Origin of the sequence: Rhizobium chutanense (assembly GCF_002531935.1) — a bacterium.
Taxonomy (GTDB): domain Bacteria; phylum Pseudomonadota; class Alphaproteobacteria; order Rhizobiales; family Rhizobiaceae; genus Rhizobium; species Rhizobium chutanense.
In genome coordinates this window covers 402,100-417,636 of sequence record NZ_NWSV01000002.1, presented here as the reverse complement: position 1 = coordinate 417,636, position 15,537 = coordinate 402,100, and the positions used below count along the sequence as shown (strand labels likewise).

Below are 15,537 nucleotides of genomic sequence, written 5' to 3'. Positions count from 1 at the left end.
CGAATGAGCGGGTATCCGTCCTCGAAGCCGACGAGGCGCAGCTTCGCGACGAACTCGTAAGTGATGCCGGCGATGCCGCCGCCGCTATCATCGGCACGAAAGTGGCCGACGCTGCGCACGAGCTTGTAGCCGCCAAGCCGGCTGTCGACTCGGTACACGCCGTGACGGCTCGCCTCCTCGAAGGTCTGGGCGATCAGGCTGCGATCTTCCTGGTGGATGCGCGACATCAGTTTCGTCAGGTTGACGGGGCCGTCGCTATAGGGGAGGTCGAAGATCGTGTGTACATCCGCATCGGTAATGCCGATATGGGCGCGGAATTGCTCTGCCTTGTCAAAGGCGGGCTGCTCGAAGCGAAGAGACGCGATATCCCCAGGTCACGGGACGACGTGCCGACTCTCAGTTGATTAGCTTCAATCGAATTGCCTTCGCTACCAACTGGGTACGGTTGACGCAATCGAGTTTTTTGATCGCGTTCGTCATATAGGCGTTCACCGTATGGTCCGAGAGGGACAGAATCTGGCCGATTTCGATCGAGGTCTTGCCCTGGGCGGTCCAGCGCACAACTTCCAGCTCCCTGATCGATAGCGCGTTATGCGTGCATTCCTCATTGCGCTTGACCGCATTATATGCATCGAGTGCATGCAGAATGATCATTGCCAGTTCATTGACTTCGCTCTGGCCAAGTGCGGCCCGCTCGCCGCAGAACCAGAAGACCAAACGCTGGCCGTCGGCTGTAATGGTGGGCATGGCAACGCCTGCCGGTATGGCGTGGCGCAGCATCAAGGCACGCAGCTCGGCGGGGAAGGCCTGACCATTGACAGCGTCGTTGAGATGCCAAACCGGAGGGACGGCCGACTCCCTCAGCCGCAAGCCAAAAGGACAGCCGCGCATCATGTGGGCACGGTCGAACTCTCTGACATAGGCGGCCGGAAGCGAAGTTTCGATCAGCAGGGGCCTTAGCAGGAGGTCTTCCGGAGAGGGAGCGTGCATCAGCGTCGCATGCGACAATCCAAAGGCCGCCGAGATCCTGCCAAGCGCCTGCGCAAACAGGTTGCGCGTTCGTGCGACAGCAAGCTCTGCCGAAAGTAATGACTGTCTTTCAGAGGTGGTCATGTAAGACATTTGTACGCCCCCGGCAGCCCCAATGTTAACGCTATCAAACACAGAAAGCCCGCCGGATGCTAGTCCCAATTGCCCTTGCGCAAGCCGATTGATCCAAATTGTGAAGAATTAGTCACAACTGCGCGCGCCATGGTTGAGTTGCTGCCGATGCCAGTAGCGTTATGGTATCGGTAACATCTTTTGTAGGTGGATAATATGGATAACTATGAGTTTCGCTTCTGCCGGATAGGAGGAGAATCACTTCGGAGATGGGGCGGACGGTAACCGCCATCGAAATCTGGCTTGCTGCGGTTCGGTGCAATTGCTAATTGTCTTCTCATGTATAACTGAGGCGATTTAATCGTGCGATTTGCAATTTCTGTTTTTGGGAAATATCTGTTTTTCCTTGTATTACTTGCCATATTTTTTTTGAACTTGCCGATCGGGGCCGTGACCTCACAGGCTGCGGAGCAGAAGAAGCAGACGGGGCAGCCCCCGATGCGTTTCATCATTGTACGCAGCCTCCTCTGCATGGAAGACTGTCCTGAATGGATATCGGCAGAGGGGCGGATAACCTCCGATACTCCCGCCCAGCTCAGAAAAGTTCTGAAGAAAATCGGAGACCGGAAACTGCCTGTCGTGTTCCAGTCGGAAGGTGGCGAGGTGGATGCTGCCTATGCGATGGGCCGGATGATCCGCAAGGCAGGCCTGGAAACAGCTGTCGGGGGCACGCGACTGAAGGACTGCCCGGCGGACGATACGCGTTGCGCCGCGGCTATCGCAAAGGATGGCAGCTCGGCCGGCGTCACCTATTCCGGTGGTGCATACTGTTTTTCCGCATGTCCCCTGGCCTTCGCCGGCGGCACCTCGCGCGTGTCGTCGCAATGGGCCTTCATCGGCGTCCACCAGATCACGACCGTCTACAACAGGGTGCGTATCTCCTATCGCATCGAATACAAGATGGTGAACGGCAAGAAGCAGGAAATTTCGCGCAAGGAGGTTGGCCGCAAGGCGGTGGGACAGAGCAGTTCCACCAAGCTCGGCAAGAAGGCCACCGCTGCCCTGACGACCTATTTGAAGGAGATGGGCGTTAGCGGCGATCTGATCGCTTTGATGATGAGTACGGCTCCGGATCGCATCACGATCGTACCGCCCGCAGATGCACTTCGCATGGGGCTGAACACCGACATGCTGGCTTACAACGAGTGGCCGGGCATGCCGCTTTGCGTGCCGGGTGCAGCCGCCGATGCCGTCTGTCACAGCCATTCGGCGGTCGACGCGCCCGCGCAGGCTGCAGCCGCAGACACAAGCGAGAAACTGCCGGCGAGCCAGCCGATGGACTTTCTCCTAATGTATCATGGCAACTGCCAGGAGGAGTGCACGCAGTGGATTTCTGCGGAGGGAGACATCACGCCGGATACCCCGGCTCGGTTGAAGGCGATCTTGAAGACGCTCGGCGACAGAAAGCTGCCGGTCGTCCTTCAGTCCAATGGCGGGGACATGGATGCGGCTTTTGCAATGGGGCGGATGATCCGTGCCGCCGGTCTGGAGACCTCGGTCGGCAGAACGCGGTTGCCGAACTGCCCGACGCTGAACCCGCGTTGCAAGGCGAGCATGGCCAAAAGCGGACCGACCGGGGGAGAGGTCTCTGCGGGCGGCGCATACTGCCTTTCGACATGTACTCTCATCTTGATCAGCGGAACGCCGCGAATTGTCGGATATTCCGATATCGGCCTTGTGAGACCCACGCCGACTGAAGCTAAGAAATTCTTCGCCTATGTCGACGAGATGGGCGTCAATGCCGGGTCTTTCGAGGCGATGATGCTCGCGACCTCGATTGAGCGAAAGGATATTCCTCGTTCGCAGGCGCTCGAGCTCGGCATCGTCAATGGTATCATCCCTTATGGCGATGAGCCCGGCGATCGCCTGTGTGGACCCGACGCCAAGGAAAGTCTGCGATGCCCCAGAAGAGCTGCGGCAGAGGTCGTTCCTGCTGCTGCGGCCGCGAATTGATGCGGAAAAGAACGCTTTGACAGCCGGCGTGCGCGCTCACTGACGTGAAAACCAGTCCGTCGTCCCTCTAACCCTTGTCCTTCAAATCATTCTTCGACGTCACGCTCATCAGCTTCTCCAGGAAGCCGAGCATGACGGCGGAGGCGACGAAGGCGAGATGCATCAGGGTCAACCACATGATCTTGCCGTCCTCGTATTTGTCGGCATTGAGAAAGACCTGCAGCAGGTGGATGGACGAGATGGCAACGATCGAGGAGGCGACCTTGATCTTCAGGCTGCCTGAATCGAGCTTGCCGAGAAAGGAGACTTCGTTGTCGGCTTCGCTGGCCTCGTCGAAGCGGCTGACGAAATTCTCGTAACCCGAGATCATCACCATGACGATCAGGCTTGCGACGAGGGCCGCATCGATCAGGCTGAGCATGGCAAGGATCATCTCCGCCTCGTCGAGGGCAAAGACGCCGGAGGCGATCTTCAGGAGCTTGTAGCCGAAGGAAACCGCATAGACGGCGAGCGCCGCTACCAGGCCGATATAGAAGGCGACGAGGATCCAGCGGCTCGACAGGATGATACGCTCGATGATGAGTTCCAGTGCTTTCATGTCTTCATCCTGTAAAACCGCGATCGTTGCCCGCCACATAAACATCCGGCGTGGCGGCCGCAAGGCGCGGCGCTATTCACAGCTTGCCGATATTTCGATATCCCATTGACGAGGACAAACGCCTTCGCGCCTGCGGAGGCCGGGACGGGGGATATCGATGCCATTCATCAAATCCGATATCGAGATCGCGCGCGGCGCAGCCAAGAAGCCGATTTTCGAGATCGGCACGAAGCTCGGCATTCCGGCCGAGCAGCTCGTTCCCTACGGTCACGACAAGGCGAAGGTCAGCGCCGAGTTCATCGCCGGGCAGGCGGGCAAGAAGGACGGCAAGCTGATCCTCGTCACCGCGATCAATCCGACACCGGCGGGCGAAGGCAAGACGACAACCACCGTCGGGCTCGGCGACGGGCTGAACCGGATCGGCAAGAAAGCCATCGTCTGCATTCGCGAGGCTTCGCTCGGCCCCTGCTTCGGTATCAAGGGCGGGGCGGCCGGCGGCGGTTATGCGCAGGTCGTGCCGATGGAAGACATCAACCTGCATTTCACCGGCGATTTCCATGCGATTACCTCGGCGCACAATCTTCTGGCGGCGATGGTCGACAATCACATCTACTGGGGCAACGAAGAGAATATCGACATCCGCCGCATCACCTGGCGGCGGGTCATGGATATGAACGACCGCGCGCTCAGAAGCATGGTCTCCTCGCTCGGCGGCATTGCCAACGGTTTTCCGCGCCAGGGCGGCTTCGACATCACCGTCGCCTCCGAAGTGATGGCGATCCTCTGCCTCGCCACCGATCTCAAGGATCTGGAGCGGCGGCTCGGCGACATCATCATCGGCTATCGTTTCGACAGGACGCCTGTGCATGCGCGCGACCTGAAAGCCGACGGCGCCATGGCGGTGCTGTTGAAGGATGCGATGCAGCCGAACCTTGTGCAGACGCTGGAGAACAATCCGGCCTTCGTGCATGGCGGGCCTTTCGCCAACATCGCCCATGGCTGCAATTCGGTAACGGCGACGAAGACGGCGCTGAAGCTCGGCGACTATGTGGTGACGGAAGCAGGCTTCGGCGCCGATCTCGGCGCGGAGAAATTCTTCGACATCAAGTGCCGCAAGGCCGGACTGAAGCCGGATGCGGCCGTCATCGTCGCCACCGTCAGGGCGCTGAAGATGAATGGCGGGGTGAAGAAGGACGATCTCGGCACGGAGGATGTCGTCGCACTGAAGAAGGGCTGCGCCAATCTCGGCCGGCACGTCGCCAATGTACGCCGTTTCGGCGTGCCCGTCGTCGTCGCGATCAATCATTTCGTCTCGGATACCGATGCCGAGATCGCCGCGGTCAAGGAATTCGTCTCGCGGCTCGGCGCCGAGGCGATCCTCTGCCAGCATTGGGCGAAAGGTTCGGCCGGCATCGAGGAACTGGCACATAAGGTGGTGGAACTGGCCGAGTCGGGACAGGCGAAATTCCAGCCGCTCTATGGCGACGACATTTCGCTGTTCGAGAAGATCGAGATCGTTGCCTCGAAGATCTATCATGCCGGTGAAGTGACGGCCGACAAGGCGGTCCGCGACCAATTGCAGACATGGGAGGAGCAGGGTTACGGCAAGCTGCCGGTCTGCATGGCAAAGACGCAATATTCCTTCTCCACCGATCCGAACCTGCGCGGCGCGCCGGAAGGCCATATCGTCTCCGTGCGGGAAGTGCGGCTTTCGGCGGGAGCTGGCTTCGTCGTCGCCATCACCGGCGAGATCATGACAATGCCGGGCCTGCCGAAATCGCCCTCGGCGGAACGGATTTTCCTGAACGATCAGGGTTATATCGAGGGGCTGTTCTGATCCGGTGATGGCTTGGCTGGCTGTCTCATTAGACGAAGACGATGGCTTTTCGCCCGTTCGGGACCTATGAGCAGCCAGAGGATCAGCCGTTCCAAAGTGCCTGTCAGCAGCATTCCGACGGCAAGGAACCAATGCAGCTTTCCGGTAAAAACGAATCCAATGCCCAGGAAAACGAGAGCCAAGATCGCGTAACATGCGATGATCCTCGTTCGCGGTGGGCCCTTCCATTGATATTCTACCGCTTTGATTTGGGTCCTTCGATTCTCGATTCAAGCGTGAAGCTCAACTCTTTGAAATGACTAATGGCAATAACGATAGCCGCCCTTCCGCTCGATCACGTCGAGATGGAAATGGGTTTCGTGGGCGGCGTCGCTTTCGGGGTCGAGGACGGTGGTGAAATAGAGGCAGCCGGCCGCACTCACGGTGCGCTGGAAGGCGCCGGTGAGCGTCGGGTCCTCGCGGCGGGAGCGGACGGCGACATCCTCGCCCTTTTCGAAATGGAAGCTCGCAATATCGATGGCGTTGCCGCGGGCGTGTTCGGAGATCTTGCCTGTTCCGGCACCGTTGCGCAGGCGGCACATATAGGCGGTTGCCTGATTGACTGATGTGATGCGGCCCTGTTCCGGCAGGGCGGCGGAGGCCGCCGGGATGACGCTCTCCTTCATCCAGTGGGCAAGGGCAAGGGCGGTCGGACAGCGGATCGTCGCCTCGGGCTTGAGCTTGATGCCGGGCAGGGGTTCGGAGACGATGATCGGCTTGTCGATGCCGCAGCCGTTGCCGTCGTCGATGCGCGGCGTGTCCTTGAAGACGACGCCGAGCGCCTGGAGTGCCGCAGTGCATTCGGTGTGGTCGGCGTCGCTTTCGGGTTCAATCGTCAGATGCTGCTCCTCGAGTGTCTGCTCGGCAGGCGGCTTGTCCTCTTCCCCTGGGGTCTGCGGGCTTTTAAGCCCGCCCGGCGGTAGCGGCGGGCCTTGCATCGGTTCTGCAGGCTCCGGCTTCGACTGTTCGGGTTTTGCCGGTTCGGGCTTTTCCGGTTCGGTTGGGGGCGCCGACGGCTGGTCCGGTGCTGGTGCTTCCGGCTCCCCCTTCACATCAGGCTTTGGCACATCCGGCTTTGGCACGTCAGGCTTAGGCTGCGGCGCCGGCACATCACCCGGGGCAGGCGGTTCGGTCTTTTCGGGGATCGGGGCGGGAGCCGTCATATCCCCGGCGTCCGGTCGAGCTTGGGGTAAGGGGCCGTGCGGGGGCAGGCGGGCGCCGGCAAGAAAGGCGGTAGCGGCGAGGATCGCCAGTATCGAAAGTTTTCTCAACGCATCCGATTCCGTCATGTCGATAGCGCAGGGTATAACGCATTGTGGCGGTTTTCGTTGCAATTGCGCAACGTCGGGAAAGATCATTAAAACTTGAATATAATATTCAACATAAATCCGCACCTTATCTTGACAGTGTTGCTCATGTTTTTTATGCGGCGAAAAGAAGGCGAAATTCTGCGCCTTCATCCGCAAAGCCCAGCCAGCCCCTCGAGCGTTCGCCGCCACGACCAGCCAGCCCGGTAATCATCATGAGAGGGTAGGTTATGATCGTCCGATATTGGCGTTCGGTTCTCTTGGTCTGCACGGCAGCCACAGTTGTTCTTCCTGTTTCGCAGTCTTTTGCGCAAAGCGCTCCGGCAACGGCGCCGCTCGCCACCGCTGAAGACAGCACCGTCCTGCAGAAGATCGTCGTCAAGGGCAAACGCGTGGCGCCGGGCAGCGTCGCCGACACGCCGCTTGCGACCGAAATTACCAAGAAGCAATTGGAAGAGAAACAGGTTACCAATTATGCCGATATCGGCCGCAGGGTCGATGCAGGCGTAAACTATTCGCGCGCCGACGCTGGTTTCAATCTGCGCGGCCTTTCCGGCCCTCGCATCCTGACGACCATTGACGGCATTCCGATCCCCTATATTTCGAACAGCGCTCGTCAGGGGGCTTTCGCGCCGGCCAACGCCAATGGTGGCGGGGATACCTTCGATTTCGATTCACTGTCCTCGCTCGATATCGTGCGCGGCGCGGATTCGAGCAAGGGCGGGTCGGGCATGCTCGGCGGCGCCGTCGTTCTCAATACACTCGAGCCGGACGATCTCATTTCCGAAGGACGCGATTGGGGTGCGATCGTCAAGTCGACCTATGACAGCCAAGACCGCAGCGTTTCCGGCTCGGCCGCCGCTGCCAAGAAGATCGGCGGTACCTCGATCCTGTTCCAGGGCGGCTACCGCAAGGGCCATGAACGCGACAATATGGGTGAGAACGACAGCTACGGTGCTCTTCGCACCGAGGCGAATCCGGCTGACTTCGATCAGAACAACCTGCTCTTCAAACTGCACCAGGAACTGGAAGGCGGACATCGCATCGGCTTGACAGCGGAACGGTTCCGCTGGGATCTAAAAACCGACCTGCGCCAACTTCAGGGGGGCGCCAGCCCTCGTAACTTCATGATCGACAATTATGACGGTCGCGAACTGCGCGATCGCGACCGCGTTTCTCTCGATTACGATTACGAGGCGCAGTCTTCCGACGCGTTTTTCAGTAGTGCGCGGGCCACGCTTTATTGGCTGGATTTGAAGAAAGAAGCCGGCAGCAGGGGGCGTACGACCGCCAATGTTGCCTACGGCCGAAACAACGAAATCGAAAACGAAACCTGGGGCTTCAGCGGCACGGCGACGAAGGATTTCGAATATTCCGGTCTCAGCCACTCCGTTCGCGTCGGTCTTGATGCCGGCGTCTCCAGCTGGAGCCAGTATAGCTGGGCCCTTTGCCCGACGGCGACCACCTGCCCGGCGCTGAACAATCAGGCAGAAGTGCCCAATGTCGACAGCCAGAATCTGGCACTGACCTTCGAAGACAAGATCGAAATCGGCAATACCGGCTTCACGCTGACGCCGGGCGTTCGCTTCGATTGGTTCAACTACGATCCCTCGACCGGCGGCGGCTTTGCCGACAATACCGGGCTGACCCGTTTCGGCGATCTGCGCGACCGGACGGAAGCCGGCATGTCGCCGAAGATTCTTGCGACATACGATCTGACGCCCGATGTGCAGCTCTACGCGCAGCTGGCCGTCGGCTTCCGTGCCCCCACGGTGGACGAGCTCTACAGCCGCTTCTACAATCCCACGGGCCGCTACGCTCAGCTCGGCAATCCTGATCTGGAACCGGAAATCGGCCGCGGCGTCGAAGTCGGCGCCAATTTCGATACAGGCGATTTTACCGGCCGGGTCGCGGTTTTCCACACTCGCTATCAGAACTTTATCGAGACGGTGACAACCAGGGACGCGACCGGCTTTACGGAGTTCAACTACACGAACGTGTCGTCAGCCGTGATCTCGGGTATCGAAGCCAGCGCCGCCAAGACGTTCGACAACGGCATCAATCTGCACGCCTCGCTAGCCTATGCCTACGGCAGGAATGAAGACACCACCCAGCGCCTGCGCTCGGCGGCACCCTTCAAGGCAATTGTCGGCGGCGGCTGGAGCAACGAGAGTTTCGGCTTCGATCTTTCCTCGACGCTTTCGTCCGGCATGCTCACCGACCATCTCAACACCGTCGGCTCGACCGCGGATACGACCTTTGATGCGCCCGGTTACGCAATCGTCGACCTGACCGGCTGGTGGACGCCGCAACAGTTGCCGGGCCTGCGTGTTCAAGCCGGGGTCTACAACATCTTCGACCAGGAATATTTCAACGCGCTTGCCGTGCGCGACGTCAATCTCAGCTCGGCGACCGCATCGCAGCCGCGCGATTGGTATTCCGAGCCCGGCCGTACATTCAAAGTGTCGCTCACAAAGACCTTCTGATTGCCGGCGAGACTTCACGATTGGGAGGAGGGGCGGCTTTCGGGCCGCCCATTTCATTCCCGTGATCGCCTCTTGCGCAATGGCTGATCTCAGGCTAACAATTTTCCTATGATCAAGTCCTTGAACATTGCTGTTTGGTGGTGGGCTCGCTAAGGCGGCCTCAACCAATCGTGTCCAAAGACGACGAGTGAGCCGCCCGAAACTTCGAGGCGGCTTTTTTGTTTTATCGCCGCCTGTCGTCCGGGCCCCGATAACGGAGTGGAACAATGGTAACGATCCTGCGGGATGATGGTGCGGAAATCTACGAGACCAAGGGCGGCATATCCGTCACGCGGCAGCGGCGGGCAATCCCCTACGGCGATGCGGTCTCTTCCTATATCGACAAGCTCGACGAACGCCGCGGCGCAGTGTTTTCGTCGAACTACGAATATCCGGGCCGTTACACACGCTGGGATACCGCCGTCGTCGATCCGCCGCTCGGCATTTCCTCCTTCGGCCGCGACGTCTGGATCGAAGCCTATAATGAACGCGGCGAGGTGATCCTCGGCTTTGTGGCCGAGCGGCTGAAAGCGGTGCCCGAACTCGTGCTCGGCGTTTCCTCCGCCCGCCGCCTCGACCTTTCGGTCAAGAAGCCGGACCGGGTATTCACCGAGGAAGAGCGCTCGAAGATGCCGACGGTTTTCACCGTGCTGCGCGCCGTCACCGACCTCTTCTATTCGCAGGCGGATGCGAGCCTCGGGCTCTATGGCGCCTTCGGCTACGACATCGCCTTCCAGTTCGACGCCATCGATCTGAAGCTGACGCGGCCTTCCGACCAACGCGACATGGTGCTCTACCTGCCGGACGAGATCCTCGTCGTCGACAACTATGCCGCCAAGGCCTGGATCGACCGCTATGATTTCGAAAAGGGCGGCGTGTCGACCGAGGGCAAGGCGGGCGATATCGCACCGGAACCCTTCAAGCACACCGATTCCATTCCGCCGAAGAGCGATCACCGGCCGGGCGAATATGCCGAGCTCGTCACCAAGGCGAAGGAAAGTTTCCGCAAGGGCGATCTGTTCGAAGTCGTGCCGGGGCAGAAATTCATGGAGCGCTGCGACAGCAAGCCTTCCGACATTTCCAGGCGGTTGAAGGCGATCAACCCGTCGCCCTATTCCTTCTTCATCAATCTCGGCCATCAGGAATATCTGGTCGGCGCCTCGCCCGAAATGTTCGTACGCGTTTCCGGCCGCCGCATCGAGACCTGCCCGATCTCGGGTACGATCAAACGCGGCGACGATCCGATCGCCGACAGCGAGCAGATCCTGAAGCTTTTGAATTCCAAGAAGGACGAATCCGAGCTGACCATGTGCTCGGACGTCGACCGCAACGACAAGAGCCGTGTGTGCGAACCGGGCTCGGTCAAGGTGATCGGCCGCCGGCAGATCGAGATGTATTCGCGCCTGATCCACACGGTGGACCATATCGAGGGGCGGCTGCGGGACGACATGGATGCCTTCGACGGTTTCCTCAGCCACGCCTGGGCCGTCACCGTCACCGGCGCGCCGAAGCTCTGGGCGATGCGCTTCATCGAGAGCCATGAAAAGAGCCCGCGGGCATGGTATGGTGGGGCAATCGGCATGGTCGGCTTCAACGGCGACATGAACACGGGTCTGACGCTGCGCACCGTGCGCATCAAGGACGGCATCGCCGAGGTGCGCGCCGGTGCGACGCTGTTGAATGATTCCGTTCCTGAGGAAGAAGAAGCCGAAACAGAACTGAAGGCCTCCGCCATGCTTTCCGCCATCCGCGACGCCAAAACGGGCAATTCCGGCAAGATCCAGCGCGACGTCGCAAGCGTCGGCAAGGGCGTCAGCATCCTGCTCGTCGATCATGAGGACAGCTTCGTTCATACGCTTGCCAATTATTTCCGCCAGACGGGGGCGACGGTTTCGACCGTGCGCACACCGGTGCCGGAGGAGATCTTCGATCGGCTGAACCCGGACCTCGTGGTGCTGTCGCCCGGACCGGGAACGCCCAAGGATTTCGACTGCAAGGCGACGATCAAGAAGGCGCGGGCGCGCAACCTGCCGATCTTCGGCGTCTGCCTCGGCCTGCAGGCGCTTGCCGAAGCCTATGGGGGGGAACTGCGTCATCTGGCCCTGCCGATGCACGGCAAACCCTCGCGTATCCGCGTGCTGGAGCCGGGTATCGTCTTCTCCGGCCTGTCGAAGGAAGTGACCGTCGGCCGTTATCACTCGATCTTCGCCGATCCCTCGACGCTGCCGCGCGAGTTCATCATCACGGCGGAAAGCGAAGACGGCACGATCATGGGCATCGAACATGAGAAGGAGCCGATCGCCGCGGTGCAGTTCCATCCGGAATCGATCATGACGCTCGGCGGCGACGCCGGAATGCGGATGATCGAAAATGTCGTGGCGCATCTGGCACGCAAGGCGAAGACGAAGGCTGCCTGATGGCTGTTCCGGTTCGCCCTTCCTTGTCACGGGAAGGGCGGGGCGGGCATTCAGCGGTTGACTTTATCAGTCAAATCAGAACATTTCAGGAACGATCAACCGGGAATTATCGCCGTGGCCAATGCTGAAAAGTTCATCGTGCTCCCTTACCGCAAGAACCGGGGCAATCTTGTGCCCGGCGAAATGCGCCAGGCGTCGAATTCCGTCAGTGCTGAAAAGATCGCCTCGGCGATGGCTGAGCGGTTCGTCGGCGTGGCGGCCTATGCCGTAATCGTCGATGAGGAAACCGGCGACATGTCGTCGCCGCGACTGCTCGCCCGATATGGCGAGATTGCCGATCTCAACGCTGCCTGAGGCGCCGTTTTCACTGTGGAAACGTCGCTCTACCTGCCGGTCAAAACCTTCCTCGAAGCGGCCGGTTATGTCGTGAAGGGTGAGGTCGGCGGATGCGATCTCGTCGGCTTGAGCGAGGGCGAGCCGCCGGTCGTGGTGGTCTGCGAACTGAAACTTTCCTTTAATCTCGAACTGCTTCTGCAGGCGGTCGACCGCGCCGCCATGAGCGATGAAGTCTGGATCGCGGCGCGCGTTTCGGCCAAGGGGCGCGGGCGGGAGGCCGACCGACGCTATCGAGATCTTTGCCGGCGGCTCGGTATCGGCATGCTCGGCGTCTCCGACGGCGGCGAAGTCAGCGTCATCGTCAGCTCGGTCTCGCCGATGCCGCGCACCAATCCGAAGCGGCGCACGCGCCTCGTTAAGGAACATCAGCGGCGCCGCGGCGATCCTGCTGTCGGCGGCGGCTCGCGAGCGCCGATCATGACCGCCTATCGTCAGCAGGCGCTGCTTTGCGCTTCGGCACTCGATCGGGGAATCGTAAGGCCTCGAGATATGAAGCCTCTTACATCAAAGGCCGGTCCGATCCTGCGCGACAACGTCTACGGATGGTTCGAGCGCCGCGAGAAGGGCGTTTACGCCCTGACGCCGGCGGGGCAGGCTGCTCTGTTGCGGTGGCCGCAACTCGCACTTTCCGACCCGGCTTCCTGAGTCGGGCTATGGTTGGCGCAGGGATTACGCGGCGGGCCTGCTTCCGGCCGTGGAGGGCGAGGCCTGTGAACGGCGCGTCATTCCCTTTGACAAATCCTGCGTCGTCGCCCATATCACCCGCAACTGGGCCGCCTGCGCGACATTCGCGTGGGCGGTTTTGCATTTCAATGGCTTGGACCCTGCAATTCATTCGCAACCGCAGGAGGACGATATGAGTGACTACGGCGACCTTACGGTTCGGAAGCTGGCGATGTGGGGCATTCCGCTGTCGCTTGGTGTCATGGGGCTGAAGATGGTGGCCTGGTGGGTCACCGGGTCGGTGGCGCTGCTGTCGGACGGGCTCGAATCGACCGTCAACGTCGTTGCCGCCTTCATCGCCTTTTTCGTCATCCGCTACGCGCAGAAGCCGGCCGATCACGATCATCCTTTCGGTCATCACAAGGCGGAATATCTGTCTGCCGTCACCGAAGGCGTGCTGATCGTCGTCGCCGCTCTCCTGATCGTCAACGAGGCGATCGGTTATCTCAGCGAACCGCGCATGCTCGATGCGCCGGTGCTCGGCCTCGCGATCAATTTCGCGGCCGGCGTCATCAATGCGGTCTGGGCGCGGCTGTTGATCCGGACCGGGCGCAAATACCGCTCGGCGGCGCTCGCAGCCGACGGTCACCATATCATGTCCGATGTGGTGACCTCCGTCGGCGTGCTCATAGGCCTGTTGCTGGCGCTGGCAACGGGTTATGCGATCTTCGATCCGGTGCTTGCCATTCTCGTTGCCGTCAACATCCTCTATCAAGGCTGGAAGGTGATCTCGCAATCGATCGGCGGGCTGATGGACCAGGCGGTCGACCCGCGCGACGAAGAGGCGATCAAGCAGGCGATCGCCACTCACGCGGCGGGCTCGATCGGCGTACATGACCTGAAAACCAGGCGGGCGGGCACTGTCACCTTCATCGATTTTCACATGGTCGTACCCGGCACTATGTCCGTGCGGCAGGCGCATGATATATGCGACCGCCTTGAGGATGCCATCAGCGCCGTGCATGAGGGCGCCAAAATAGCCATTCACGTGGAGCCGGAGGGCGAAAAGGCCCATGGCATCCGCGTCAAAGTCGTCAAGGAGGCATGATGCCGAAGACCGATGTTTCCAGCCTGTCGATGCTGGGTCAGCAAACCGAAACCGCGCAGTCGCCGGAGCAGGCGGTGCTTGAAAAAGTGCCGTCCAATCATGCCGGCACCGACTATGTCGTGCGCTTCACCGCGCCGGAATTCACCTCGCTCTGCCCGATGACCGGGCAGCCGGATTTCGCCCATATCGTCATCGACTACATTCCGGGCGAATGGCTGGTGGAATCGAAGTCGCTGAAACTCTTCCTGCATTCCTTCCGCAATCACGGCGCTTTCCACGAGGATTGCTCGATCTACATCGCCAAGCGCATCGTCGAGCTGCTCGACCCGAAATGGCTCCGGATCGGCGCCTACTGGTATCCGCGCGGCGGCATTCCGATCGACGTTTTCTGGCAGACGGGCAAGCCGCCGGAAGGGGTGTGGCTGCCGGAGCAGGGCGTCGCCACCTATCGTGGACGTGGGTGAGGAGCGGTGCCGCCATAGGCGGCAGCAATCGATCCAGTGAATCGATTGCTGCGACGAACGCCCTGAGCCCAAGCGAAGGGCCGGGATACGGTGCGGCAATGTCAAACCCACTGCCGCCCATCCTTTGGACATTACGCCTCAAACATCTGTAACGTCGTCACCGGACGAATCATCGGAATAATCGTCGTTATCGTCATAATCGGCCTGCTGCACGTTGGCGTCGTCCTTGTCATCGTCGGCATTATCCGATGCCTGGCGGACGTCGTCATTGCCGTAATAATTGTTGATGACGGTTGTTTCCTCGGCTGGCGCGCTGGCATTGCCGAAGGGGCTGGCGCCGAAGGGCGAGCCCCAGCCGAGCGAGGACATGTGGTTGCCGAAGATACCGCTCAGCGAATTGGCAAGCAGCATGCCGCCGGCGACACCTGCCGCTGTGCCGAGCGCGCCGCGCAGGAAGCTGCCGCCCGCAGACGGCGCAGAGGCCTGCTGGCTCCAGGGACCGGTCGGCTGCTGCGGCATCTGGCGGTCATAGCCACGGGGTTCGTCATAGGAGCGGGAGGGCTGACCCCAGGGGCCGGGGTTGGAGGGGACCGGGGCCGGTTGCTGCGTTTGGGTGTTGCCGAAGATCGAGCTCAAGAAACCGCCGCCCTGTTCGGCCTGTCGGTGCTCGCTGGCGCCGGCTTCGAGCTGCCGAACGCGCTCCTCGAGTTCCTTGATGTGATTGGCGGCTGCTTCCAGTCCCTTTTCCTGAACGATGACGGCCTGGGCCAGATAATAGGTAGCTGACGGCTGTTCGCGCGTCGCCTGCTCGATCAGGGCCTCGGCCTCGCGGTCGCGCGACTGGGCTTGCGCGGTGCGCACGCGGTCGAAGAGGGCGGTCAATAATTGGCGTTCTTCCGGTGACATGTCCTGCCTCCTGTTGATTTCGTATGGCGGTTGCCATGTGAGGGGTGAGGTAGGAACCGATTCAGGCTTTTCAAAGCCATTCACCGTTACATTTCAGTAAGGCTTGCAGAACGGCGCGCGGCTTCTTAAGGATATCTCCATCGCTTCGGTGCCTTGTGTTTTT

13 protein-coding genes and 1 pseudogene are annotated in these 15,537 nt (G+C 60.6%); 9 read left to right on the top strand and 5 right to left on the bottom strand.

All coding sequences use genetic code 11. From position 1 onward, the window contains the following. Positions 1 to 17: 17 nt before the first annotated feature. Together CO666_RS34450 and CO666_RS04605 are read right to left on the bottom strand one after the other, a co-directional pair. Positions 18 to 365, bottom strand: a pseudogene (locus tag CO666_RS34450) (PAS domain-containing protein); the annotation flags it as partial. A gap of 31 nt (positions 366 to 396) precedes the next feature. Further along, complete coding sequence (locus CO666_RS04605; RefSeq protein ID WP_097610942.1) at positions 397 to 1,122, bottom strand: helix-turn-helix transcriptional regulator; 726 nt, start codon at positions 1,120 to 1,122, stop codon at positions 397 to 399. A 342-nt stretch (positions 1,123 to 1,464) separates the two neighbouring features. Between CO666_RS04605 and CO666_RS04600 the strand changes: the two genes are divergently transcribed. Continuing rightward, entirely contained in the window at positions 1,465 to 3,114 is a 1,650-nt protein-coding gene (locus CO666_RS04600) for a hypothetical protein (protein ID WP_097610941.1), read from the top strand. A gap of 67 nt (positions 3,115 to 3,181) precedes the next feature. Here CO666_RS04600 and CO666_RS04595 read toward each other — a convergent pair whose 3' ends face one another. After that, positions 3,182 to 3,712 carry a TIGR00645 family protein gene (locus CO666_RS04595; protein WP_097610940.1) on the bottom strand — a complete coding sequence of 177 codons (531 nt, stop codon included), beginning with the start codon at positions 3,710 to 3,712 and terminating at the stop codon, positions 3,182 to 3,184. A 157-nt stretch (positions 3,713 to 3,869) separates the two neighbouring features. Between CO666_RS04595 and CO666_RS04590 the strand changes: the two genes are divergently transcribed. Together CO666_RS04590 and CO666_RS34020 are read left to right on the top strand one after the other, a co-directional pair. Then, positions 3,870 to 5,549, top strand: a complete 1,680-nt coding sequence (locus tag CO666_RS04590; protein ID WP_097610939.1) for a formate--tetrahydrofolate ligase — start codon at positions 3,870 to 3,872, stop codon at positions 5,547 to 5,549. Positions 5,550 to 5,590: 41 nt separating this feature from the next. Next, entirely contained in the window at positions 5,591 to 5,848 is a 258-nt protein-coding gene (locus CO666_RS34020) for a hypothetical protein (RefSeq protein WP_179869608.1), read from the top strand. On the opposite strand, the gene CO666_RS04580 is transcribed toward CO666_RS34020, so the two are convergent. Continuing rightward, positions 5,849 to 6,877 (bottom strand): extensin-like domain-containing protein, encoded by a 1,029-nt coding sequence (locus tag CO666_RS04580; RefSeq protein WP_097610937.1) that lies wholly within the window; start codon positions 6,875 to 6,877, stop codon positions 5,849 to 5,851. A 248-nt stretch (positions 6,878 to 7,125) separates the two neighbouring features. On the opposite strand from CO666_RS04580, the gene CO666_RS04575 reads away from it, so the two are divergent. The 6 genes from CO666_RS04575 (at position 7,126) to queF (ending at position 14,468) form a co-directional block, all read left to right on the top strand. Continuing rightward, positions 7,126 to 9,381 carry a TonB-dependent hemoglobin/transferrin/lactoferrin family receptor gene (locus CO666_RS04575; RefSeq protein ID WP_097610936.1) on the top strand — a complete coding sequence of 752 codons (2,256 nt, stop codon included), beginning with the start codon at positions 7,126 to 7,128 and terminating at the stop codon, positions 9,379 to 9,381. 266 nt (positions 9,382 to 9,647) lie between these two features. Further along, positions 9,648 to 11,837 carry an anthranilate synthase gene (locus tag CO666_RS04570; protein WP_097610935.1) on the top strand — a complete coding sequence of 730 codons (2,190 nt, stop codon included), beginning with the start codon at positions 9,648 to 9,650 and terminating at the stop codon, positions 11,835 to 11,837. 114 nt (positions 11,838 to 11,951) lie between these two features. Then, positions 11,952 to 12,191, top strand: a complete 240-nt coding sequence (locus CO666_RS04565) for a hypothetical protein (protein WP_003561395.1) — start codon at positions 11,952 to 11,954, stop codon at positions 12,189 to 12,191. Between the two features lie 15 nt (positions 12,192 to 12,206). Then, positions 12,207 to 12,878, top strand: a complete 672-nt coding sequence (locus tag CO666_RS04560) for a DUF2161 domain-containing phosphodiesterase (RefSeq protein ID WP_097610934.1) — start codon at positions 12,207 to 12,209, stop codon at positions 12,876 to 12,878. A gap of 211 nt (positions 12,879 to 13,089) precedes the next feature. Beyond that, positions 13,090 to 14,004 (top strand): CDF family cation efflux transporter EmfA, encoded by a 915-nt coding sequence (gene emfA / locus CO666_RS04555; protein WP_097610933.1) that lies wholly within the window; start codon positions 13,090 to 13,092, stop codon positions 14,002 to 14,004. Next, the gene (queF, locus tag CO666_RS04550; RefSeq protein ID WP_097610932.1) at positions 14,004 to 14,468 is read left to right on the top strand and encodes a preQ(1) synthase; all 465 of its coding nucleotides are present in this window, start codon (positions 14,004 to 14,006) and stop codon (positions 14,466 to 14,468) included. The genes emfA and queF overlap by 1 nt, the downstream gene beginning before the upstream one ends. 138 nt (positions 14,469 to 14,606) lie before the next feature. Here queF and CO666_RS04545 read toward each other — a convergent pair whose 3' ends face one another. Continuing rightward, positions 14,607 to 15,374 carry a DUF2076 domain-containing protein gene (locus tag CO666_RS04545; protein WP_097610931.1) on the bottom strand — a complete coding sequence of 256 codons (768 nt, stop codon included), beginning with the start codon at positions 15,372 to 15,374 and terminating at the stop codon, positions 14,607 to 14,609. Positions 15,375 to 15,537: the final 163 nt, after the last annotated feature.